This is a genomic window from Oceanispirochaeta sp. M1 (assembly GCF_003346715.1).
In the GTDB taxonomy this organism is placed as follows: Bacteria; Spirochaetota; Spirochaetia; order DSM-2461; family DSM-2461; genus Oceanispirochaeta.
Map to the genome: position 1 here is coordinate 15,946 of NZ_QQPQ01000043.1, position 22,935 is coordinate 38,880.

The window sequence follows — 22,935 nt, forward strand, 5'->3', positions numbered from 1 at the left end:
TCTCAATTTATATGATTCCCTGCAGATTCAGTTCTTTCACTCTATGGCAGGCAACAGAACGGCCTTTTTCTATTTCAATCAGTTCTACACTTTCTGTTTTACATTTCTCAACGCAGTATTTGCATCTCGTATGAAAAAAACAACCTCCAGGAGGATTTACCGGATTTGGAATCTCTCCTTCGAGAGGAATGTGTAAACTTTCTATGTTCGGATCTGCTATAGGTACGGCAGATAACAGTGCTTCTGTATAGGGATGCAGAGGGTTTTTGAACATCTCATCGGTTGCAGCATATTCCACTAATTTTCCGAGATACATAACACCTATTTTGTCGGCAATATATTCTACTACTGAGAGATCATGACTTATGAATAAATAGGTTAAACCAAGTTCGTTCTGGAGATCTTTCAACAGGTTTACTACCTGTGCCTGAACAGAAACATCCAGGGCTGATACAGCCTCATCACAGACAATCAGTTCCGGTTCAAATATCAGAGCTCTGGCAATACCTATTCTCTGCCGCTGTCCACCGGAAAAAGCATGAGGGTATCTTTTCAAATAACTTGGATTTAATCCTACTTTTTTTGCAATGGCTTTTACCCGTGTTTCGACTTCTCTTTTGGGCAATTTGTAATTTACCTTCAGGGGTTCGGAGATAATATCAAAAACAGACATTCTAGGATTGAGTGATGAGTATGGGTCCTGGAAAATCAGCTGAATTTCTTTTCTTACTTTTTTAAGACTTTTTTTGTCAATTTTTGCGATGTCATATTCGATATTTTCAGAAGAGTTGTATAATATGCTTCCGCTGGTAGCAGCTATGCTGTTGACTATACATCGGCCCAATGTGGATTTTCCACATCCTGACTCACCTACGATCCCGATGGTTTCACCTTTTTTAACTTCGAAGCTGAGATCGTTAACTGCTTTGAGTTCAGTGCCTTTTGAGAAGAAGACTTTATTCAGTTTATGGACTTTCAGTATGATATCAGACATTCTCCGCCTCCTGCTTTTTAATTTGATCAAGGTTATAGCAATTCACAAAATGGTCTTTACTCACTTCCACAAGTGTCGGTTCTATACGGTTGCAATTCGCTTCGTCTTTTAGGACACACCTGTCATAAAAAGAACAGCGGTCCGGAAGGTTCATGGCAAGGGGTACAGTTCCCTCGATTGATGCCAGCTTATCCTTGGCACTGCCTATCTTATGAACTGAGCCCATCAATCCTTTTGTATAGGGATGCAGAGGATTGGCAAATATCTCTTTGACTGATGCAAACTCAACAATACGGCCAAGGTACATGACCGCCACTTTATCGCACATTCTCGCTACAGTACCCAGATCATGAGTGATGTATAATATTGCCATTCTGAACTCTTTTTGAAGCTCTTTCATCAGCTCAAGTATCTGAGCTTGTATGGTTACATCAAGGGCTGTAGTAGGTTCATCGGCAATAAGCAGTTTGGGACTGCACACCAGGGCCATGGCTATTAAAGCTCTTTGCAGCATTCCCCCGGAGAATTCATGAGGATACTGTTTATAGCGCTCTTCCGAATTAGCAATGCCTACACGATTCATCATTTTGATAACAATATCTCTGGCCTTTACTTTATCTTTGGTTATATGAAGTATTACAGCCTCGCTGAGCTGGTTTCCCACGGTGAATAGTGGAGAAAATGCTGACATAGGTTCCTGGAAAATCATTGAAATGACTTTTCCTCTTATGTTCCGCATTTCTTTTTGAGAAACGGCTTTACTGTCTAGAAGGTTTATCATTTTACCTTCACTGAAAAAGTTAATCTCTCCGCCGGTTTTGCATTTGCTGCTATTTATTCCGAGAATAGCTTTTGAGGTTAAACTTTTACCACAGCCTGATTCTCCCACAAGACCCAGGGTTTCATTGGCTTTGATATCAAAACTCAGCCCTCTTACCGGTGTGAGCAGACCTTCGTCCAGGGGAATCTCAATGGTCATATCTTTTATATCTATAATAATTTCATTGTTTTCTTTTATATTATTTTTCATATTCAACCTTACTTATTTATATGGGTCAGCAGCATCGCGTAAACCATCACCTAAAAAGTTAAATGCTAAAACTGTGATTATAACAAACAGAACAGGGATCAACTTCCAGGGATTGTTTGCAATGCTTGAGATACTTTGTGACTCCTGCAGCAACACCCCCCAACTGGTGGCTGGTGCACGCATACCCAGCCCGAGGAAACTCATGGCTGTTTCACCAATGATCATACTTGGAATGGCAAGAGTTAGACTAACAATTAAATAACTCATAAATCCCGGGATCAGATGCTTGAATATTATCATTATGTCACTGACACCTATAAGCCTTGCAGCAGTGATGTAATCTTCATTTTTAAGGGACAGGAACTTGCTTCGGACAATTCGAGCAAGAGCTGGCCAAGTTATAAGGGACATAATAACTACAATATAGATATATACTTTGGTAACTGCCACACCCGGTGGGATTGCCGCGGATAAGGCCATCCAAAGTGGTAGGGAAGGGAAAGACATGAGGACTTCAATAATTCTTTGTATCACTATATCAACCCATCCGCCATAATATCCCGATAAACCACCAAGAATAAGAGCCAGAAAGAATGTGAGACAGGTTCCAAGCAGGGGTACCGTTAAAGATATCTGACTTCCCAGTAATATTCTGGAATAGAGATCACGGCCCAGCTGGTCAGATCCAAATAACATAAAGGAGACAGCTTCCTTCCCTTCTGGTACTGTGCTGTTGTCTATGCCGAATAAATGGGTCTCACTTTTTATAAATCCTAAAATTTTGTATGAAGTCCCTTTTACAAAGAAATCAATTTTATGGGGTATGCTTTTATCTTCTTTAAATATTTTGTTTTCATAATCATCATAGGATATTGAATATGCATAGACAAATGGGCCGATATACACATTTTCATGGTACAGATGTACCTTGCTCGGAGGAGCGTTTGAATAGGTTCCGGAGTATTCTTCAAGCCCCTGGGGTGCCAGAAAACCCGCAAATATGGCTCCGAAATATAATAAACCCAGTATGATAAAACTGATTACAGCCAGGTGGTGTTTGATCAATTTACGGTACATCAGGCTCCATTGAGAAGCCATGTAATATTTTTCCTGTCTTCGAATTTCTTTCTGTCTTTTTCTTTCTTCCCGGAGTTTCTTATCTTTAATACTATGGAGGAAGGTTCTAAGATTTTGTAATGTGCTGCTCATCAATTCTTCCCTTCCATTGTTTTAATCCTGGGGTCGAGAACCGCCAGTAATATGTCCGATAGAACCGTACCCAGAACAACTAAAATAGCCGAAATGAGTAAAATACCTCCTGAAACATAAAAGTCCTGAGTCTGTAGGGCTTTTAAGAGTACTGGACCATTGGTAGGAAGCATCAATACGATGGCTGTAATCGTTGATCCTGTGAAAATCCCCTTGATCATGGGGCCAAGACCACTGACGATCGGATTCAGTACGGATTTCATTGAATACTTATAGGTAATAGTATGCTCACTGACACCTTTTGCACGGGTAGCTAAGACATAAGGTTTTTCCAGCTCATCCAGCATCTGAGCACGTATTGTACGTATAAGAGCACATGTTCCACCTGTTCCTATTACAATAACCGGGATAACCAGTCTTGATAAAAAATCAAGAAAACTGGCCCAGTCCGTTACACCGCCATCAGGAAACAGTCCCATAATGGGTCTTCCCAGCCACTTGTAGGATACAAACATAAGCAGAATAGCCAGGAGAAAGTTTGGTATTGCCATTCCGAGGAAGCCAATGAAACTGAATATATAATCAAACAGGGAATATTGATGTCTTGCTGAATATATGGCTATGGGAATTGATACGGCGTAGGTAAAGATCAGAGTAATAAAGGAAAGTAACAGTGTATTGCCCAGTGTTTCATTTATGAGTTTTAATACATTCTGATTGTAATAGAGGGATATCCCCCAGTCTCCGGTCACAACACCCGAAATCCAATTATAGTATTGTGAAATCATGGGTTGATCCATGCCGTAGGTAGCTTTCATAATGGCTATGTCTGATGCCGTTACTGTTTCCCCTTCCGCAATCATGCTTGTTACCATGGTATCAACAAAATCACCAGGCGGCAGCTGTATAACAAAAAAGACAACGAAGGTTATAAGCCATATTGTCAATAAGGCCATTAACAATCGTTTTGAAATAAATTTTAACATTCTAATTCACCGCTATCATTTTAATTTTTATGTCATCAGGTAAAGTACCGGGTGGTTCAAAATACCACCCGGTATGCAAGGTCTTATTTTACTTTGTACAACTGTTCTGGTCTGACGATATTTTCATATCTATACTCATCAGAACTTATAAGCTGTCCCTTAAAGTTTTTTAATTCATTGGAAATTATGTAGCGGTTGGGTGCTGGCTTCAAGTAACCGATAACCCATAAATTCTTTTTATGCAGATCATAAATCTTCTGAACATTTTCACTGACTATTTTATTCCGGGAAGGTCCGGCCGCCGCTCTGATGTTCTCATAGGCATTAACCAGTTTCAGCATATCTCCTGTTGGAGCTACACCGCCATTATTTGTTGATTTTCCATCTTCAAACCATTTACCGTATGCACCATACCAGGCCTGGTAGTTTCGCATGGGAACAACATCATCCGATCTGAGAGCCGGTGTGATACAGGTTAGAGGCTTCAGTTGTGCATCAATATCGTTTGCCAGAATAGCCCTTGGTATGTCCTCTTCAAGTTTTTCTGATAATTTCACACCAATATTAGCATAAGCTGATCTCAGCAGTGAGAATATTCCCCCTTCTGATGCAGGATTTTCAAGAAGAACAATGATTTCAGCCTCTTCTTTAGTTCCCTTCATTAAACGGTATGTCCCTTTAGCTCCATTCCAGGGTTCGGTGATCTGGTCGAGGAGTGTGTTGGCCTTTGCTACATCATATGCTGTCCATTTTTTTGACCATTCTTTATCATAACCAATCATTCCTTCGGGTACAGACATCTGTGACGGCTCGGACTGTCCGTTTGCCAGAGTCGCGTTCAGCAGGTTTCTGTCAACACAGATAGAAAGGGCCTCTCTGAATCGTTTGTCCTGGAATAAGGCTCTTTTATTCTCATCTTTTACAGTCTGATTTAACTGAATGGCTTTAACAGTTCCCCAGTAGCTGGTGATCCATTTGACAATACTATGAGTGTCTTTTGTAGCTGTAGCCACGACAGCGAATTCCTTGTTTGATACTCTGCTGTCACTATTTCCTGCTGATGAGACGGGAATCATGTCATATTCACCGGCAGTAGATTTAAGGACAATCTGTTCTTTCTCATTGATTATTTCGATTTTAATACTGTCAAGATAGGGTAATTGATTGCCTTCAGAATCAGTTTTGAAAAAATAAGGATTTCTAACCAACTCATAGAACTCTCCCACTTTATTCCAGTTGTTCTCGGTTGCAATAAAACTTCTGAGCTGGGGTACCTGGTAGTAGTCCCAGTTATAGTAACCCGTACTTTTTCCCATTTTTGAATAAGCAGCCCATTCTTTCTCAAAAATTCTATTGGCATTGGCAATTGCCTGCTCTTCTGTAATGAGGGGGAATGAGGAATCATCGGTCACACCGTCTTTACGGGCGACAATATCTTTATAGAAATGCTTTGGTGCAAACATCCATTTGTTATCAATGGCAACACTTTCAGGGAAGTCTGCTTTTGGGGCGGCGAAGGTTACTGTAATCTTGTAATCATTCACTTTATCAAATTTTGCCCAGTAAGTCTTACCCTTAAGAGAAACATAGTATGCCCTGTATGGTTTTGAAGTAAAGGCATTGTGATACCCTTTTTCATCGACACCGACAGGCGTTCTGTCATCATTCAATGCAGGTGTAGACATGTGATCATAGTAGAAAATAATGTCATCTGCTGTAAAAGGTTCACCGTCAGACCATCTCATACCTTCACGAAGTTCAATTGTCCATACTGTATCGTCTTCATTTGCATAGAACTTTTTCGCAACATTGGCTTCGACCTGACCTGATCCATCCTGTTTGAATCTGAACATAGCCTGTTCAGTCAATGGGCCCCAGGTCCAGTGAGCATGATCGTGGGTTGTCATTGCTAAACTACCACCATATTCCCCAAGTTCAACAACATCCGGCTCTACCATGATGTCTGCAGATACGGGCATTCGCTCTTCAAGTGAGGGCAACTCTCCTGCCACTACCAGTTCATGGAGCATTGGCGCTTCATGCCATTTATTACTGCTGTCTGCACTTGTTTCAACATTTTCCTGTTGACCACCTGCCAATAGTAATGCTGTTGAACTAAGCATTAGCAATACCCATGTGAACACTCTTTTCATCTTTGTCTCCTTTTTCTTTACACCTGTTTATTAATTCTCCGGAATATACCATTGACGTTGATTTATTCTACTTTTGTATGCCGTTACGGTAGTTCTCCCGAGAGAAACAAAACATTACTTACACGTATCAGTGACACGAGTAAGTAATGTTTACACGACATTTTTCAACTGTCAATGAATTCTTTTTATGAAAACCGGTCATTGTTGCTTAAATTGTAATAAATCTACTTTCCCGCGTAAGTAACATGTGAATATACTATGCAATAATACGAAATCGGGATATTTATATATAATATGTCTTATGAAGTAATTTCCTGCAAAAAAGAAGTTTTTCCGCCCGGTTTTGAGATCTCACTCCGAGGGTCTGACCATTGTCAGATCAATTTCATAAAAGAGGGAAAGGGGATTCTTCAAATCGACGGAAGGGATTATTTTATCTCTTCGGGACAGTGTTTTATAGTATTTCCCCAAACCTCTATCAGATACAGATCTGATGAGAACACTCTCTGGTCCGAATCGTCTATTTGTTTTACAGGACTGGAGATATCCCAGACTCTAACTTTTTGGGGATTGACTCCATATTCTCCTGTTCTCTCTTTTGATGATACATGCCGGGCTTTTTATTATATAGATGAAATTATTGAGAACAGGAATGATGCTCCCGGATCACAGTGGCGTGTTATTGGAAATCTACTGAAAATTATCGGTGAAATTGAAAGGTTTGCTTTAACCGATCCATCCCGGGAGATGGATGAACATGTTAAGAAAGCCCTTCTTTATATGGAACAGAATTACACAAAACCCATTACTGTTGCAGATATAGCAAACCATGTCTGTCTCGAGAGAAGTTATTTTTCTCATCACTTCAAAGAGAATACCGGAGAAAGCCCCCGTGATTACCTCCATCGTTATCGCATGGATAAAGCCATGGAGCTTCTCCTGGTTACATCATACAATATTGAAATTGTTGCACGGTCAGTCGGGTACCGGGATTCTCTTCATTTCAGCCGGAACTTTAAGGGTTATTCCGGATATAATCCCACTGCGTTCCGCTGTAAAGGATTGAGAGATTCTACCGGGTAATAGACACGAATATCCATAAACGAACAACAAACATCTCTACTTTTCAGTCAAACAGGGGTTTAAGATAAAACAACTTTTTACCCTTGAGTATAAGGAGCCCTAATATGTCTCCCGTCGTAAAACAGGAAATGCCAACCAGTACACGGTCTGAATTTGATTCAAGTGATAATCTATTTAGTAAATGCCGGTAGTGTGAGAAATAGATGTCCATAACAGCAATCATTTTAATTTTGATTTCGGTGGGGCTTCATGCCGGTTGGAATCTCATATCGAAAGCAGGAAAACCCTCTCCCTTTTTCTTTTTTATCGTGACTCTATCCACCATTGCTTTACTGTCTCCCTTTTTATTAATGAATCTGGGGGCAATAAGGACTATTCCATCAAGGTTCTGGTTATTAATAATTGCTACAGGTTTCTTTCAGACTTTGTATTATACCGGTCTGGCTCAGGCTTATCGTCATGGGGATATATCTCTGGTATATCCATTGATCAGGGCTATACCGGTTCTGGTGGTGCCTCTGATCACATCTGTATTCAGCCTCGGAACTCCTTTGTCCTTCAAAGCGCTGTCCGGTTTGATTCTCATCGGTATAGGCTGCGTATTTATGCCTGTTAAAGATTTTCGTACCTGGCAGTTCAGGAATTACATGAATCCTGCACTATTCTGGGTTTTTCCCGGAGCGCTGGGTACTGTGGGATATACTATTATAGACAGTGAAGCCATCAAATTACTCGATGTAAACGCTTTTACCATGCCCGTGAGCCTTATTTACAGTGAATTTATCAATCTGGCGATTTTCCCCTGGTTGTTTCTGGTTGTCATATTTTTATCGGGCTGGAAAGAAATAAAAGACTATAAGGGTAAAAAGATTATTGCCCCCCTCATTGCCGGGCTGGCCCTCTGCCTCTCATACATGCTGGTTCTGGCTTCAATGAAGTTTGTCAGCAATGTCAGTTATGTTGCTGGTTTCCGTCAGTTGAGTATTCCCCTCGGTGTGATTCTCGGCGCAGTAGTGCTGAAGGAGAGATTCTATATGCCAAGAATTATCGGTTGTCTGATAATTGTGGTTGGTCTGATAATGACAGCTCTGTTTTAATAGAGACTCATTTTTCTGTGCTGTAGTTTTCAGCATATATTCTGCATAGCCTGTCCCGATAATCAATGGGAAATTCCCGATTGTAAATAAGTGCTGAGAGTTGATAATATGCTCTCAATATCTTTGATATTCCTACTGAAAATATCTTCTATTCCGAAGTAATGCACAATACCGGAGAGAGCATTGGCAACTGTCACTGTATCCATATTTTCCGGACAGGGTTGATTCAAATACCCATTTTCAAAGCGGTTATAATATTCTTCTACTTTCTCTTCCAGAACAAATTCTGCCTCCCGGACGATGGTGTAGAAAGCAGGATTTTTTTCCAAAATCTTTATGAAAATAAAAAATCCCTGGATTGTCGTTTCAAGAGGATTCAGATCTTTTCTCAAATTTTTACTGATCAGAGAGCGGGTTTCACTACCAATATGTTCTACAAGTTCTTCAAGCATCAATTCCTTAGACTCAAAATGCCTGTAAAACGTTCCAACCGCAAATCGGGATTTCCTGGTGATATCATAAACATTAACCTGATGATATCCCTCTTCTCCAAATAATTTCATGGCGGTGGAAAGCAATATATCTCTTGTGGCTTTTTTTTCATCTTCTACGATTTCATTGTATGAGGTAAAGACTTTTGAAGCACCAAAATCGTCATCAGGGTAAAGCCCATTTAAAATTATACTCTTCAAAGTATTTATATCATAAGGACGTTTATGGTAAAGATTTCTAATTGAGATAAATCTGAGAGGACCTGTTACAAAGAGATATTCCGACTCAGACAGTTCTCTACCATAAACCGAATAAAGGGCATTCATATAAATGCCCCTCAGTCTCTTTTCCATTTCATTATAACGGTATTGTCCCTCTCTAAATAAAGTAACCAGTTTTTTATATTTTTTACCTATTTTTATGGTTATATTGAAAAAACTATCTAGTCTGGCTTCAACAGTCTCTCCGGTAATTCCCCCCATTTCTTCACCAAAAATGATCAGAAAACTATCAAGCAGAGCCAGAAAAATATCCTCTTTACTTTTAAAATAATTATAAAATGATCCGCTGGACTTTCCCGCATGTTTGCTGATTTCCGAGATGGATACGGTTTCATACCAGTTCCTTGAAAACAGATCACAGGCTGAATTTAAAAGTTCTTGTTTCGTCTGTTGAGCTTTTTTAATCACTTTAGCCATTTATGTAATAAAATCCTCAAATATATTTGTGACCCATCCAGGCGTTGACCACCTTAGAAGAATAGCTGTAATTATCTGATTGATGCAATCGCACAGCAATCAGATAATCAGTTTTTGTTTTTTTCATCTCTTGGAAAGAGGAGTCAATAAATTAGGGGCAATAACTATAATTGCCCCCTGTATGCTTTCATTTGAGTTTTATTAATCAGGATCTTTTCAAAAAACTCACAAATGCTTCCATAAACTGCTCCGGCTTTTCAATGTGGGGACTGTGGCCCGCATCGGCAACAACTATTTCTTTATATACCCCGCCATTCTTTTTATATTTGTCCAATACGGCCCGCATTTGTGAAACCATGGGCTGTGGAGGGAAAATCTCATCACCCGGCCAACCGGGAACATATTCCAACTTGCCGAGGGCACCGAAATCAAACATAGAATTATCTGAAACAATCAGGTCAGCATCACCACGTACCCACAGGACGGGCAGTTTCTTTTTCATCTCTGCAATGGCGCTGGCATTAAAGTATTTTGGACAGGTTGCATTTATGGGCCCCCAGACTCCCGGTGCTGCATTCGGCCAGTTCTCTGAAGCGGTCATGTCCCCCGGGTATCGGTCATCACCTGCTTTCTCCAGTAGAGAAGAGGATAAAAAATCATTTTCTCTACTGGCTGTATAGGGTGCCTTAAAGAAGAAAGATCTGATTACATTAAGGGGAGAGTTGGGGTCCTCTGTGCTGCGATCTCCCTCTTTCAGACGTCTGACAAACTCGGGATTGACTACTCCTCCGCCGGAACCGGCGCAATCATCATAGCAGGATATTCCTTCGATTCCCTTTGTTCCGCCGAAGCCATAGGGACTGACAGGGCTGACAAATGTCAGTGACAGGACTGATTCGGGATAATCCAGGGCGAACTGCATAATCATGGCCGCTCCGAGTGACCAACCGACCAGATGAGCGGGTTTTTCTCCCAGCTTATCTGAAAGGGCTTTCAGGTCATCTGACCAGTCCCGAGCTCCCCGTGTCGCATCGACAGGCAAGTCTTCAGAGTCACCATATCCTCGCATATCAGGCGCAATACATCTATATTCCGGCGGCATAGATAGCATGGATTCTTCCCAGTAAGTGGATGAGGAGAAGTTCCCGTGTATGAAAACGACAGGAATACCATCATCGGCACCGCTAAACAGCACATGAGTTTCAATACGACCTGTCTGGATCATCTTGGAAGTGATTCCATTTAATGTTGGAACAGTTGACATAAATAAATCTCCTATAATAAGTAAAATTTGAGCAAAATACTTATGCTCATTTTCCAGCTTGCAGAGCCATTCCATGCTGTTGTCTGTATTCATGTGAATCACTCTTCAATTAATACATTATCAGATTATCATGAACGATGAGCATGTCAAGGGATTAATAGAGTGGTGCAGGTTTTTCTTGTGGAAGTTTTAATAGGGGTAGTTTTTTGATCATCCCCTTTGCGGGAAAGATGTAATATCAGTTTTTTCTTCTGTACGTCGATGGGCTGCAGTTTTTGTATCTTCTGAATACGGTAGCAAAATACTGGCTCGATGAGAATTCCAGATCATAGGCAATTTCAGTGATCTCTTTTTCTGATTCTTTCAGCTCCAGAGCCGCTTTTTCTACTTTCTGCCTGATGATGAATTCTCCCGGAGGAACTCCTGTTTCATCCTTGAACTTCTGCTTGAATCTGGAAAGAGACAGACCGGCTTTCTCCGCCAGCTGTTTCAGATTGATCGTCAGACATACATTTTCCCTTATATAATTCACGCAGTCTCTGATTTCGGATGATAAGCTGTCTCCGCTGCTTTTCTTTTCGAGATTGATGATTGATACCAGAAAATCGCTTATGCGGTTGCGGATCAGGATGTTACGGAATTCATGTTCTGAGAAATAAAGTTCCAGAATTTCATCAATAAATCTTTTCAGCTCTTTAGAACCTCTGAATTTCGGGTTTTTCAGATTGTGCAGCGCATGGAGGAACGCCTCCGCCTCCGATGAGTCGCTATAATGCAGAAAATTGCCTTTCAGGTTACTGGTCTGTATTCCAATCCAGTAAAGTATCATTTTATCCAGGGGATAATTACCTGAACTGTGTATTTCATTGGGAAAGCTGATAAAAACATCTCCCCCTTTAAGATGATATTCTCTCTCTGCAGTCTGAAATATTGGATTACCCCGGTACACATAACAAATTTCCAGAGCATCTCTATGCTGATGGGGAGGGAGAGCATGCTGTGCTCCGGTCAAATTGAGTTTTCCTATATGGATAATATTATTCAGGAAGCCCTCATCGAATTCGATATAGGTCCTCTCTTTCGTACGGATTATCTCGGTCATGTTTGAAATAGTATTGCAATACAGATTAGAAAGCAATATCTATTTATCTCTGTTATATTCAGTCTTAAAAGAACTTTATACAAAGGGTCGGCTATGATTAAAATTGAACGAGTGAAGAACTTTGATGAAATTATAGAGGAATATAACACATCCTCAGGAGTAGAATTATGAAAACATCGAGAGAGCTTGTATATGAAACCCTTGAGTTCCGGAATCCTGAGCGAGCCCCCAGGGATCTTTGGATTCTTCCCTGGGCGGAAATGTACTATTCTGAAGAACTGAATGAAATTAAGGATCAATATCCGGGGGACATCATTCGTGCACCGGGATTCTGCAGTGAGATCCCAGAGACAAAAGGAGATCCCCATAAGATAGGGCAATATGTGGACGAATGGGGATGCCTCTTCGAAAACCGGGCCGATGGGATTATAGGTGAAGTAAAAGAGGCGATAGTTTCTTCTGATGATGAAGAGTGGGAGGACACAAGCCGCGTTCATGTCCCTGTAGAGTGGTTGACCATTGATAAGGAAAAAATCAACAATTTCTGCAGGGAAACAGATCAATTTGTTCTGGCGGGAGCCTGTCCACGCCCTTTTGAGCAGCTTCAGTTTATTCGCGGAACCGAACAGCTTTATATGGACCTGATGTTTGAACCCGAGGGACTTAAAAGTTTTATGAAGGAGATGCATGTTTTTTATTGCCGGCTGCTTACAGCCTGGGCAGAGACTGATGTGGATGCCCTTATGATTATGGATGACTGGGGTGCTCAACAAAGTTTATTAATCAATCCTGAATTATGGGTACAGATTTTTAAACCTCTCTATAAAGACTATATCGATATAGCTCATGCGCACGGAAAGAAAATCTTTATGCATTCAGACGGTAATATCCTGCAGATAATTCCTCATCTGATTGATCTGGGACTCGATGCTGTGAATTCTCAACTATTTTGTATGGGAATAGATAACCTTGAAAAATATAGTGGGGAAATTACTTTCTGGGGTGAAATGGACAGGCAGCACCTGCTTCCTTTTGGCAGTGTTGAAGACATTGAAGAAGCTGTTAAATCTGTTAGAAGCTCTCTTTGGAGAAAGGGAGGCTGTATTGCTCAATGTGAGTTTGGCCCCGGTGCTAAACCCGAAAATGTGTCAGCTGTTTTTTCAACTTGGAATGGAATCTTTTAATCCACCCGGACTGGTAGAAAGCTTATTTTCTACCAGTCTCTGGAGAGTAGGGGAGTTTCTAATTAATTGATTATCAAAATCAATAATAATAGAAACTACAAACCCAATAATCGATATCTATTATTTGTAAAAACACCATCAACTTTCAACTCTTTCAATCTGGAAAGCTCCACAGGATGGTTAACAGTAAATATTAAAACTTTAATTCCCCTCTTATGGGCATCTTCAATAATTTCCCGACTGACATATTCTCTTTTCATATTTAGAGACCATGCACCCATATCATCTGCAAGAGCGGCAAGGCTTACGGGATGGCAGCTTATAATGGGAGAGATCCTGATCTCAGGGCATATTTTCTTAAAGCAGACAAGCTCAGTATGATCAAAAGAAGATACCAGAAAGTCATCGGGTCTTCTCCCTTTTTCAGCGATTTCATTCTTGAGTATATTTGCAACTTCATTGGAAGATCCTTTCCCTTTTATCTCTATATTCAGGGGAAGCCGTCCGTCGATCAGATTTAGAACCTCCTGCAGGGTCGGGATCAATTCTCCCTCCCCGGCATCTAGTTTTCTTAAAAAATCAAAAGATAAATCTGCAATATATCCCTGCCCGTTTGTGCATCTGTCGATTTTATCATCATGCAACAGCATCGTTTCACCTGTACTGCAGACGGCAATATCGATTTCGATCATATCAACATTGGATTCAATGGCAACCTGAATCGATTTCAGAGTATTTTCGGGAGCTAATTCTGAAGCCCCTCTATGACCAATAATAAGCATATAAATTCCTTTTATTATTCCTGATGACCGGTATTAAATGCTGCAATAGGAAGAAACTGGATACTGTCGAGAGGGAAAAGTGCAGTATCTCTATATTTATCAGCAGCTGATTCAAACAATACAGCTATGTTATTCCCGTACAAAACTACTGCTTCACTCATGGGCGGTACAATTATCTCGCCAGTTTTGTTATCTCCATCGAGAAACCAGAATGATCTATCCCCATTCTTTTGAGCTGGTTCAGATAGAGGATTATCATATACATGGAGTCTGCTATAGTTTTTCCTGCCATAGGATTCACTGAGCACTATTTTGTTTTCAAAAAAAACAGCACCTTGTATTTTATCCGGTATAGAAAGAATGAAATCGGGATATACCTTACCCGAAACAATATTCTCCAAATCCATTAAATCGCTTACATCATTTAAAGTGAACCCACCGAGCCATCCGAAGTGCTCAGAACCTGCAGCTGTTACTAAATGATGAGCTTCGGAAACGGGATAATTACCATTCTTTAAAGTGAACTCACCAATCCAGAGAACACTATCGTGAAATGTGGCAAAAGAGCCTTTCGTTTCTGTTTCAATCAGCTCCGGCAAATAGATCTTCTCCCTATCTCCAGTCGAAATAAGGCTTTCCAGTAAGATGTTATAGATTCCCGAATCAGACGCAATCCACAGATATTTACGACTTAAAGCCAAACCTCCCAGGTGTCCTTTATGGGGAGTACCATCCCTATTGTTTAAAAACAGAGTCTTTTCCAGGAGCTCTGTATCCATTGTCAAAAAAGTAAGAGCCCCGGCAGAGTCATCACTCATATAGTTGGAAATGATCATTAGATCCTGTTCTTCCCAATAAGCCATTCCCTGAGGGACCAGAGGCTGCAGCAGACCGGGGATTACCGGTCCTACTGCTCTCCACTGATTAAACTGTTGATAAAGTGCTGAATTATCAAAAACTGTCTGAACCACACTCTGTTGATTTATTTTGCTATCAGCAGAAGTGTCGACTCTCGTGGCGGCACATGAAAACATGATGAGCCCAGACAGAATCAATATGCAAAATTTCATTTTCTATTTTTCACTCTGAAGTGCAAATCCTTTCATAAAACTTTCCTGCATTATAATAAATACCAACAGAGGGGGAATCATTGTGATGATAACACCGGCCATTATTACACCCCAGTTATTGGAGGACTCGGTGCTCATAAGCATTTTAATTCCTATCTGGACAACACGCATCTCCTTTGAGTTTGTAGCCATAAGAGGCCATAGGTACTGGTTCCAGATGTAAATGAAATTGATAACCACAAGGGCTCCGATGGTGCTTCTCGTCAAAGGAAGGAGTATCTTGAAAAAATACTGCATAGGATGACAACCATCCATTTTGGAAGCATCAATTAATTCGGAAGGGACCACCTTAAATCGCTGGATAAGGATAAATATACTCGTGGCACTCGCCCAGAAAGGGATAATTAGTCCCGCATATGTATCCATCAGATGCATAGTTCTAATAACATCGAAAAGTGCAACGATTCTCACCGGAACCGGTAGGAGAAGTGTTATAAGAATAATTCCGAAAAGGACGTTTTTACCTTTGAAATCAAAATGGGTAAAAGCAAATGCGGCCAGAATACTCATTGTGACCTTACCAATGATAACACCGAATGCAATTACTGTTGAATTGAAGATCATTCGCCCCAGATTTACCGAATTCCAGGCGGTGACATAATTATTAATCATATTTGTTCCGGGAATCAGTCCCGGTGGATAGGACATGACCTGAGCTTCATTCTGGGTACTTATTATAAGAGCCAATATTACGGGTAGGCTGATAACCAGAATACACAGGATCAGTAAAATATGAACACCTATACTTTTTGTTTTTGTACGCTTCATAACTATCTCTCCTATCTACTGGTAATGAACTTTTTTTCCGGCTGTTCTGAATTGAAGAACCGTTACACCTACAACGAGTGTGAATAAGACAAGACTTTCCGCAGCCGCATATCCTATCTTGGAATGGACGAAAAAATCTTTATACAGATGATAGATGAGCACCCTTGTTGAACCAGCCGGCCCCCCCTCTGTTAGAACATCAATTAAGCCGAAGGTGGCAAAATATGCATAGATCGTATTCATTACAAAAAGGAAAAATGTTGTGGGCGATAGGAAGGCAAAAGTAATATAGAAGAATTTTTTAACTGCTCCAGCACCGTCAATTGATGCCGACTCAAGTGCTGAATTGGGAACATTGCGCAATGCTGTAAGATAAAAAATGATATTGTATCCGAGATTTTTCCAGACAGCCGCAATGATTACTACAATGATTGCCGTCTTCTCATTGGTAAGCCATGTCCGGTTTCCAGTAAAAAAGCACATGACTCCATTTGCGGGATTAAAAAGAAAATTAAATAAAGCACCGGCTATTGCCGGAGACAAGGCATAAGGCCATATCAGAAAGGAACGATAAAAACGGATTCCTGCGATTTTTTTATTTAAAAGCAAAGCGATTAAAATACTGAAAAACAGCCCTCCGGCAATAACAGCTATAGCAAAACCTGCAGACAGTATAAAACTGCTCAAATATTCAGCGTTCGTGAAAATCTTGATAAAATTGTAAAATCCTGCAAACGTCTCGGCTCCTGACCAGGGATGTATTTTATAAAAGCTCAATCTGAAGGTCTCTATTGCGGGATAAAATAGAAATACGACAAGAATTACGAATGTCGGAACAAGCAGGATATAGGGTAGTAATTTATTATTAAAAGTTGATTGTTTCATTTACATCCTCAAGAAAAGGAAGCTGCTTATACAAGCAGCTTCCGAAATTAGAAATATCAAATAATAAATTATTGAATTACTTCATTCCATTCTGTCATAGAAGCATTTACTTTTGCAGCTGCTTCATCAAGTGCCTCTTTTACAGGTTTTCCTGCATACATTTCCTGAATAGCAGACTGAATAAGTTCTCTTGCTTCAGGGAATATACCAAGAAGTCCACCGGCTGTGTTCAATGTCTCAGGACTGTCTAAAAGCTGGTTAAAGGCTGTTAAAAAGTTAGGATTTTCATCAAACCATCCTTCTGACTCAAGCTGATCCATAGCAGTTTTTCGAACAGGGAAATATCCTGTACCTTTATGCCATGCAATCTGAGCTTCATCCTCAGAAATAAATGTTATGAGTTTCAGTGCCGCAAGTTCTTCTTCTGTTGTATGACTATTTGTCAGCCACAATGATCCACCACCGATAGCAACTCCACCTTTAGCACCTTCAGGTCTTGGAATGTATCCTGTTCCCATTTCCCAGCCTTTTTCTTTAAGCGCTGCTGTAAGAGTATTTACGTCTGATGAAGATGACATAGTCAGTGCCACTTCTCCTGAACCGAAAGCCGCTCTATGATTTGACCATCCGGGACCTACATCGAGGAAGAGTCCGTCTTTTTCAAGACCGACCCACCATTCGAGAACCTTCTGTCCTGCTTCGCCGTTAAAAACGGCTTCTGTGGGAAGTTCGCCGCTTCGACCGTTCTTTTCATTGACGAAGGGTTCATCCTGAAGACAGATCATCTGCTCGAAATACCATGAATGAAGATTCCATGTCAGAGGAGTTTTGTATCCGGCAGCCTGCAGTGCAACTGCGGCTTCTCTTATTTCACTATATGTTTTAGGAGGATTCTCCGGATCCAGACCGGCTTTCGCAAAAAAAGTTTTGTTGTAGAATATCAGAGGTGTTGAAGAGTTAAAAGGCATAGAATAGTGAACGCCTTTGTACTTGTAATAGCTCTGAACGGGTGTGAAAAAATCATCCCAGGGTATTTTCCTGTTAAACTTTCCGGCTATTTCATCCAATGGAGAAATGATTCCGCTATTGATGAGTCCCAGAGTTCCTATTTCATAAGAATGGAAGATATCAGGTGCATTTCCCGCCTTATAGGCAGATTTTACCTTATTGAGAGTATCGTTGTAGGATCCAGTATACTGCACGTCTACTTTGATATTGGGATTTTCAGCCATAAACTTGTCTACAATTCCCTGGATCAGTTCAACACGTTCTCCGGACATGGCATGCCAGAATTCAATGTTTACATCAGCCGACTCATCAACTTCCACATTCCCAGCTGCAAAAAGGGCAGTAGGGAGAATCATAGCTACGAAGAGAATCATAGCTATCAAACAAGATTTTTTCATTTCTCACTCCTATTTTTTTATGTCAATAAAAATCATGTATTAAACCAATTTTATACATGATCGATATCGATCATAAGTATCACGTTAACCTGAAATATTAAGGCTGTCAAATGATAATTTGATAAATGATTGCTAGTGATCATGATATGCGTTGGTTATGTTTTTAGTCGATCATCAAAAGGGGTGAGTGGCAGTATTCATTCAAGACCTTAAGCTCTGGTGTAAATTGGACCGCCGGCAGCTTGCCTTGAAACAGCAGGGATGTCTATAATAGGCACTAAATGTATCAAGAAGAAATATGGCTGGAAAACTGCTGTCACAGAGACCAGCCCCATCTATGCCGCTCTTCCAAACATCAATAAACAATAAACAACACGTCTTTATCATAGTTGCAAAGAGGGGTAGATTTATGAACCATTCAGATATTAGGGGCTCCCTCAAAAAGCACTACGGATTCGATGATTTCAGAACAGGTCAGGAAGACGTTATCTCCCGGATAGTGGAGGGGCATTCTACGGCAGCTATCTTTCCCACGGGAGCCGGGAAATCTCTTTGCTATCAGCTCCCTGCTCTTATGCTTCCTCATCTGACTTTGGTGGTCTCTCCTCTGCTCTCCCTCATGCAGGATCAGTTGGATTTTCTCCTCACTCACAATATTCCCGCGGCTCGTCTGGACTCCTCTTTAAGGGGAGAAGAGTATAATTCCATACTCACTCGGGCCGTACAGGGGGATCTGAAAATCCTGATGATTTCTGTGGAACGCTTTAAAAATGAGAGGTTCAGAAACAGGCTTCAGCAGATGAAGATATCCTTAATGGTCATCGACGAGGCTCACTGTATCTCAGAGTGGGGGCACAACTTCCGCCCTGAATATCTTCGGCTGCCGGATTATCAGAAGGAATTCGCCATTGAGAAAGTACTCCTTCTTACGGCAACGGCTACTGAAAAGGTGAGGGCAGACATGTGCCGCAAATTCCGAATTGCTCCTGAAAACCTGATCTACACCGGATTTTACAGGAAAAATCTTACCTTGAAGCTGAGTGCTGTGGAAGAAAGGGATAAAAGGCAAAAACTCCTTTCGGATATCAACTCCTCCCCCGATGATCCCACTATTGTCTATGTGACCCTTCAGAAAACCGCTGAAGAAACGGCTGCTTTCCTTCTGGCACAGGGGATAGATGCCGCTCCCTATCATGCCGGTATGAAGAATGAGGAACGGGAGGCTGTTCAGGCACGATTTATGGAGGGATCTCTCTCCTGCGTGTGCGCTACCATCGCCTTTGGTATGGGCATTGATAAAAGTGATATTCGCCGGATTATTCATTATGACCTGCCTAAATCAATAGAGAACTACAGTCAGGAGATCGGCCGGGCCGGCCGGGATGGTCAGGAATCATTGTGTGAGGTCTATGGGAATACTGACAAACTCCCGGTTCTTGAGAACTTTATCTATGGAGACAGCCCGGACAGGGAGGGAATCTTCCAAGTGCTGGAGATGATTAAAGAGAGCCCCGGGATCTGGGAGACTAAACTGCCAACCCTGAGCCGGGATGTGAATATCCGTCTACTCCCTCTGAAAACACTATTAGTCTATCTCTCCATGAAGAAAATTCTGGAGTCTATGTATACCTACTTTGAGGAGTACAGTTTCAAATATCTCAATCCTCCGGAGGAGATACTCTCCCGGTTCAGTGATGAGAGGAAGTCCTTTGTTCAAGCCATACTGGATAACTGCCATTCTAAAAAAGTCTGGACTTCTGTGGATATGGAGAGCATTGAACGCAGTTTTCCGGATCAGCGGAAAAGGGTTCTCACGGCTCTGAACTATTTTGCAGAGAAGCAGTGGATAGAGCTCCAGGCCAAACAGGCGGTGGATGCCTATAGGGTTCTGAATCATACCTTCCTTACTGATGATCTGGCTGATGAACTGTATCAGTTGTTCCAGGAGAAGGAAAAGTCAGAAATCCAGAGAATTCACAGGATGATAAAATTCTTTGAGAGTGAGAACTGTCTCAGCCGGGGGCTTGCATCCTATTTCGGGGAGGAACTGGCTTTTGAAAACTGCGGGCATTGTTCTGTCTGCCTGGATGGACCTGTTATTCTGCCGGGAAGGGGGGACTCCAAAGACTTCTCTGATGATTATATTTCATCTTTACTTACAGAAATCCGGCCCCTCCTGGGTTCCCTGGCCAGCCCTGTTAATCAGACCCGTTTTCTCTGCGGTATCAGCACACCACTGATGCTGTCTGTAAAGGCCAGGAAATTGAAAGGATTCGGAGCTATGGAAACTTTCCCCTTTAATGATCTACTTCAGAGAATAGAACAGATTCAGTCTTCTGATTTTCTGACATAAATCCATAGTACGGGAATAGAACTACAGGAAGGGCTTTAACAAAATAAATGTGTATATGCACATAAAAAAGTAGACTTTCACCAGTAAAAATGTTTTATTAAATTAAATCAACTTTGGAGGATGCCCGGGAGGGAATATTTAATAATATATGGAAAAAGAAGAAAAAGATTTTGATCTAAAAAATGTTGTTTTAATTTCTCTGGCTCATCTTATCCACGATACTTACTCTGCCTTTCTGGCGCCTATTTTACCATTGTTAATAGGAAAACTGGGAATCTCTATATTTCAGGCAGGGCTTCTGGATATTTCACGAAAAGTTCCTTCTCTTTTTAACCCTTTTATAGGAATTCTGGCAGATAAAATATATGTCCGTTATTTTATAATACTTGCACCTGTCGTTACAACATTATCCATGAGCCTGATCGGTCTTTCTCCCAATTATATTTTTCTACTGATACTTGTTTTTGTTTCAGGGATAGCCTCAGCATTTTTTCATGTACCAAGCCCTGTCTTGATAAAATCTTTTTCTCATAAACAGGTCGGCAGAGGCATGAGTTTTTATATGCTGGGAGGGGAGTTTGCCAGAACATTGGGTCCACTGGTAATATTAGGGGCTGTTTCTTTATGGGGCCTGGAAGGAACCTATAAATTAATTCCATTTGGATTTCTGGCTTCATTCATTCTGTATTTCAAACTCAGAAATATTACAGTTAAAAAAAATCAGAATGAACTGGTTTCCAGAGGAAAAAAAGAAACACTCACTAATCTGCTTCCTTTTTTTATATCTGTTGGCGGGATTATTTTTTTCAGAATGGCCATTAAGTCTGCCTTAACCATATATCTTCCTGTTTATTTGACCAGCAAAGGATATTCTCTCTGGATAGCCGGAGTTTCTCTTTCTGCTTTACAATTTTCAGGAGCCGTCGGTACCTATTTTGCCGGATCATTATCAGACAGGATCGGCCGTGAAAAAGTTTTAATGTATGTATCGATAATAAACCCGATTTTAATGTTTTTATTAGTGACTTTTAAAGGGGCTTTTCTCGTTCCCATTCTCATTGTATCAGGTTTCTTTCTATTTGCTTCCGGACCGGTTCTTCTGGCACTAGTTCATGATATTGATACAAAATACAGCTCCATGGTAAATGGTATGTATATGACAGTCAGTTTTGTTTCAGGATCATTAATGACCCTCATAGTGGGAATCTCTGCAGATAAACTGGGAATGGAGCTGACATATAAAATCGCCGCCTATGTTTCTCTTGGTGCTATACCCTTTGTTCTTTTTTTGAAAGCAAAAAAGAAGAAGGAAATCAAACCCTCTTTGTCATTCTAAACAGTACATCTAGAAGCCCGTACTATGGCTTGTTTGTTCAGGCACTCAGGATAATTTTCTCTCTCTCACTAAATGAGGCACTGTCCTTTCTTATATTGTTAACAAACAGAGTAAGACTCAAGATGAAGCTGATTGCTTCCCCAAAGGGCACGGCTAACCAGATCCCCAGCTCACCAAAAAGGGGCGGGAGGAGGATAAGACCCGCAATGATACCGATGAGGGATCGGAAGAGGGCAATCAGAGCCGATGTCTTTCCCATGTTCAGGGCCGTGAAATAGTTTGAAGTGAAGATATTGAAGCCATTGAACAGGTAGGCAAAGGAGAAAAATCTGATGGCCTGTTTCAATATGACGCCGTAATTTTCTCCCTCCTTCACAAAGATCCTGACAATAAGCTCTCCGCAGGAACGAAAGATGAAGAATAGCATCAGTGACATCAATACCATAAGAATGAGAGAGCGTTTGATTATCTCATTCTTCTTCTCTCCCTCCTTTGAACCGTGATAAAAGCTGATGATCGGGGCAAATCCCATGGAGCTGCCCAGAAGGAGTCCTATAAACATGAAATTGATGAGGAAGAGTGCCGATACGGCGGCAACTCCAGGCTCTCCCATGCTTCTGATAATGATCCAGTTAAACAAGAAGGTAATCACACCGGCAGAGAGTTCATTGACCATCTCGGAGCTTCCGTTGATCATTGCATCTTTCAGGAAGAGTCCGTTGAATGACACTCTTGAAAATTTCAGTTGTGACTTTGAACCGAGGAAATGCATTAAAGACAGAAGGGTGCCTAAGGTCCCGGCCAGAGTTGTTCCCAGTGCAGCTCCCGCGATTCCCATATCTAAAACGACGATAAATGCGCATTCCGGTGAAAGTTGCCACCTGTTCCGGACGAAAGTTGCCACTTCATAGGCATCATCCAACCTGTTAATTCTTCTTACATCAAGTGGCAACTTTCAGTCAAGATTTGTTGCCTTTTTCTTC

General features: G+C 41.1%; 19 protein-coding genes. 5 read left to right on the plus strand and 14 right to left on the minus strand.

Features of this window, described 5'->3' with window-relative positions; genetic code table 11:
• Positions 1–7: 7 nt before the first annotated feature.
• The 5 genes from DV872_RS21635 to DV872_RS21655 all read right to left on the minus strand — a co-directional run bounded on the left by DV872_RS21635 (position 8) and on the right by DV872_RS21655 (position 6,372).
• Entirely contained in the window at positions 8–994 is a 987-nt protein-coding gene (locus DV872_RS21635; RefSeq protein ID WP_114632057.1) for an ABC transporter ATP-binding protein, read from the minus strand.
• The gene (locus DV872_RS21640) at positions 987–2,024 is read right to left on the minus strand and encodes an ABC transporter ATP-binding protein (RefSeq protein ID WP_114632058.1); all 1,038 of its coding nucleotides are present in this window, start codon (positions 2,022–2,024) and stop codon (positions 987–989) included. Before DV872_RS21640 ends, DV872_RS21635 begins: the two co-directional genes overlap by 8 nt.
• 12 nt (positions 2,025–2,036) lie before the next feature.
• Positions 2,037–3,233: an ABC transporter permease gene (locus DV872_RS21645; RefSeq protein ID WP_114632059.1), complete on the minus strand. Its 1,197-nt coding sequence runs from the start codon at positions 3,231–3,233 to the stop codon at positions 2,037–2,039.
• Positions 3,233–4,219: an ABC transporter permease gene (locus DV872_RS21650; protein ID WP_114632060.1), complete on the minus strand. Its 987-nt coding sequence runs from the start codon at positions 4,217–4,219 to the stop codon at positions 3,233–3,235. Before DV872_RS21650 ends, DV872_RS21645 begins: the two co-directional genes overlap by 1 nt.
• A gap of 83 nt (positions 4,220–4,302) precedes the next feature.
• Positions 4,303–6,372, minus strand: coding sequence for an ABC transporter substrate-binding protein (locus DV872_RS21655; protein ID WP_114632061.1), 2,070 nt, complete (start codon positions 6,370–6,372; stop codon positions 4,303–4,305).
• Positions 6,373–6,666: 294 nt separating this feature from the next.
• On the opposite strand from DV872_RS21655, the gene DV872_RS21660 reads away from it, so the two are divergent.
• On the plus strand, positions 6,667–7,455 hold the full coding sequence (locus DV872_RS21660) for an AraC family transcriptional regulator (RefSeq protein ID WP_114632062.1): 789 nt from the start codon (positions 6,667–6,669) through the stop codon (positions 7,453–7,455).
• Between the two features lie 203 nt (positions 7,456–7,658).
• Positions 7,659–8,552 carry an EamA family transporter gene (locus DV872_RS21665; protein ID WP_114632063.1) on the plus strand — a complete coding sequence of 298 codons (894 nt, stop codon included), beginning with the start codon at positions 7,659–7,661 and terminating at the stop codon, positions 8,550–8,552.
• 62 nt (positions 8,553–8,614) lie between these two features.
• Here the strand turns inward: DV872_RS21665 and DV872_RS21670 are convergent, their stop codons facing one another.
• The 3 genes from DV872_RS21670 to DV872_RS21680 form a co-directional block, all read right to left on the minus strand.
• Entirely contained in the window at positions 8,615–9,742 is a 1,128-nt protein-coding gene (locus tag DV872_RS21670; RefSeq protein WP_114632064.1) for a TetR/AcrR family transcriptional regulator, read from the minus strand.
• Positions 9,743–9,947: 205 nt separating this feature from the next.
• Positions 9,948–11,006 carry an alpha/beta fold hydrolase gene (locus DV872_RS21675; protein ID WP_114632076.1) on the minus strand — a complete coding sequence of 353 codons (1,059 nt, stop codon included), beginning with the start codon at positions 11,004–11,006 and terminating at the stop codon, positions 9,948–9,950.
• A gap of 238 nt (positions 11,007–11,244) precedes the next feature.
• Positions 11,245–12,108 (minus strand): AraC family transcriptional regulator, encoded by an 864-nt coding sequence (locus DV872_RS21680; protein ID WP_114632065.1) that lies wholly within the window; start codon positions 12,106–12,108, stop codon positions 11,245–11,247.
• 167 nt (positions 12,109–12,275) lie between these two features.
• On the opposite strand from DV872_RS21680, the gene DV872_RS21685 reads away from it, so the two are divergent.
• Positions 12,276–13,292: a uroporphyrinogen decarboxylase family protein gene (locus DV872_RS21685; RefSeq protein WP_114632066.1), complete on the plus strand. Its 1,017-nt coding sequence runs from the start codon at positions 12,276–12,278 to the stop codon at positions 13,290–13,292.
• Positions 13,293–13,387: 95 nt separating this feature from the next.
• Here DV872_RS21685 and DV872_RS21690 read toward each other — a convergent pair whose 3' ends face one another.
• The 5 genes from DV872_RS21690 to DV872_RS21710 form a co-directional block, all read right to left on the minus strand.
• Positions 13,388–14,074 carry a glycerophosphodiester phosphodiesterase family protein gene (locus tag DV872_RS21690; protein ID WP_114632067.1) on the minus strand — a complete coding sequence of 229 codons (687 nt, stop codon included), beginning with the start codon at positions 14,072–14,074 and terminating at the stop codon, positions 13,388–13,390.
• 14 nt (positions 14,075–14,088) lie between these two features.
• Positions 14,089–15,144, minus strand: a complete 1,056-nt coding sequence (locus DV872_RS21695; RefSeq protein WP_147283236.1) for a hypothetical protein — start codon at positions 15,142–15,144, stop codon at positions 14,089–14,091.
• Between the two features lie 3 nt (positions 15,145–15,147).
• The gene (locus DV872_RS21700) at positions 15,148–15,972 is read right to left on the minus strand and encodes a carbohydrate ABC transporter permease (RefSeq protein WP_114632069.1); all 825 of its coding nucleotides are present in this window, start codon (positions 15,970–15,972) and stop codon (positions 15,148–15,150) included.
• A 15-nt stretch (positions 15,973–15,987) separates the two neighbouring features.
• A complete protein-coding gene (locus DV872_RS21705; RefSeq protein ID WP_114632070.1) occupies positions 15,988–16,857 on the minus strand; it encodes a carbohydrate ABC transporter permease in 870 nt (289 codons plus the stop codon).
• A gap of 68 nt (positions 16,858–16,925) precedes the next feature.
• On the minus strand, positions 16,926–18,263 hold the full coding sequence (locus DV872_RS21710; protein ID WP_114632071.1) for an ABC transporter substrate-binding protein: 1,338 nt from the start codon (positions 18,261–18,263) through the stop codon (positions 16,926–16,928).
• 409 nt (positions 18,264–18,672) lie between these two features.
• Here DV872_RS21710 and DV872_RS21715 point away from each other — a divergent pair, with 409 nt between their 5' ends.
• Positions 18,673–20,616, plus strand: coding sequence for an ATP-dependent DNA helicase RecQ (locus DV872_RS21715; RefSeq protein WP_114632072.1), 1,944 nt, complete (start codon positions 18,673–18,675; stop codon positions 20,614–20,616).
• A gap of 148 nt (positions 20,617–20,764) precedes the next feature.
• Positions 20,765–21,952, plus strand: a complete 1,188-nt coding sequence (locus DV872_RS21720; RefSeq protein ID WP_114632073.1) for an MFS transporter — start codon at positions 20,765–20,767, stop codon at positions 21,950–21,952.
• A gap of 37 nt (positions 21,953–21,989) precedes the next feature.
• Here the strand turns inward: DV872_RS21720 and DV872_RS21725 are convergent, their stop codons facing one another.
• Positions 21,990–22,904 (minus strand): MATE family efflux transporter, encoded by a 915-nt coding sequence (locus DV872_RS21725; RefSeq protein WP_147283237.1) that lies wholly within the window; start codon positions 22,902–22,904, stop codon positions 21,990–21,992.
• Positions 22,905–22,935 lie beyond the last annotated feature (31 nt).

Excerpts from the sequence above, each read along its gene's own strand:
- DV872_RS21635 (WP_114632057.1), bottom strand. The coding sequence starts at position 994 with ATGTCTGATATCATACTGAAAGTCCATAAACTGAATAAAGTCTTCTTC.
- DV872_RS21640 (WP_114632058.1), bottom strand. The coding sequence starts at position 2,024 with ATGAAAAATAATATAAAAGAAAACAATGAAATTATTATAGATATAAAA.
- DV872_RS21645 (WP_114632059.1), bottom strand. The coding sequence starts at position 3,233 with ATGAGCAGCACATTACAAAATCTTAGAACCTTCCTCCATAGTATTAAA.
- DV872_RS21650 (WP_114632060.1), bottom strand. The coding sequence starts at position 4,219 with ATGTTAAAATTTATTTCAAAACGATTGTTAATGGCCTTATTGACAATA.
- DV872_RS21655 (WP_114632061.1), bottom strand. The coding sequence starts at position 6,372 with ATGAAAAGAGTGTTCACATGGGTATTGCTAATGCTTAGTTCAACAGCA.
- DV872_RS21660 (WP_114632062.1), top strand. The coding sequence starts at position 6,667 with ATGTCTTATGAAGTAATTTCCTGCAAAAAAGAAGTTTTTCCGCCCGGT.
- DV872_RS21665 (WP_114632063.1), top strand. The coding sequence starts at position 7,659 with ATGTCCATAACAGCAATCATTTTAATTTTGATTTCGGTGGGGCTTCAT.
- DV872_RS21670 (WP_114632064.1), bottom strand. The coding sequence starts at position 9,742 with ATGGCTAAAGTGATTAAAAAAGCTCAACAGACGAAACAAGAACTTTTA.
- DV872_RS21675 (WP_114632076.1), bottom strand. The coding sequence starts at position 11,006 with ATGTCAACTGTTCCAACATTAAATGGAATCACTTCCAAGATGATCCAG.
- DV872_RS21680 (WP_114632065.1), bottom strand. The coding sequence starts at position 12,108 with ATGACCGAGATAATCCGTACGAAAGAGAGGACCTATATCGAATTCGAT.
- DV872_RS21685 (WP_114632066.1), top strand. The coding sequence starts at position 12,276 with ATGAAAACATCGAGAGAGCTTGTATATGAAACCCTTGAGTTCCGGAAT.
- DV872_RS21690 (WP_114632067.1), bottom strand. The coding sequence starts at position 14,074 with ATGCTTATTATTGGTCATAGAGGGGCTTCAGAATTAGCTCCCGAAAAT.
- DV872_RS21695 (WP_147283236.1), bottom strand. The coding sequence starts at position 15,144 with ATGAAATTTTGCATATTGATTCTGTCTGGGCTCATCATGTTTTCATGT.
- DV872_RS21700 (WP_114632069.1), bottom strand. The coding sequence starts at position 15,972 with ATGAAGCGTACAAAAACAAAAAGTATAGGTGTTCATATTTTACTGATC.
- DV872_RS21705 (WP_114632070.1), bottom strand. The coding sequence starts at position 16,857 with ATGAAACAATCAACTTTTAATAATAAATTACTACCCTATATCCTGCTT.
- DV872_RS21710 (WP_114632071.1), bottom strand. The coding sequence starts at position 18,263 with ATGAAAAAATCTTGTTTGATAGCTATGATTCTCTTCGTAGCTATGATT.
- DV872_RS21715 (WP_114632072.1), top strand. The coding sequence starts at position 18,673 with ATGAACCATTCAGATATTAGGGGCTCCCTCAAAAAGCACTACGGATTC.
- DV872_RS21720 (WP_114632073.1), top strand. The coding sequence starts at position 20,765 with ATGGAAAAAGAAGAAAAAGATTTTGATCTAAAAAATGTTGTTTTAATT.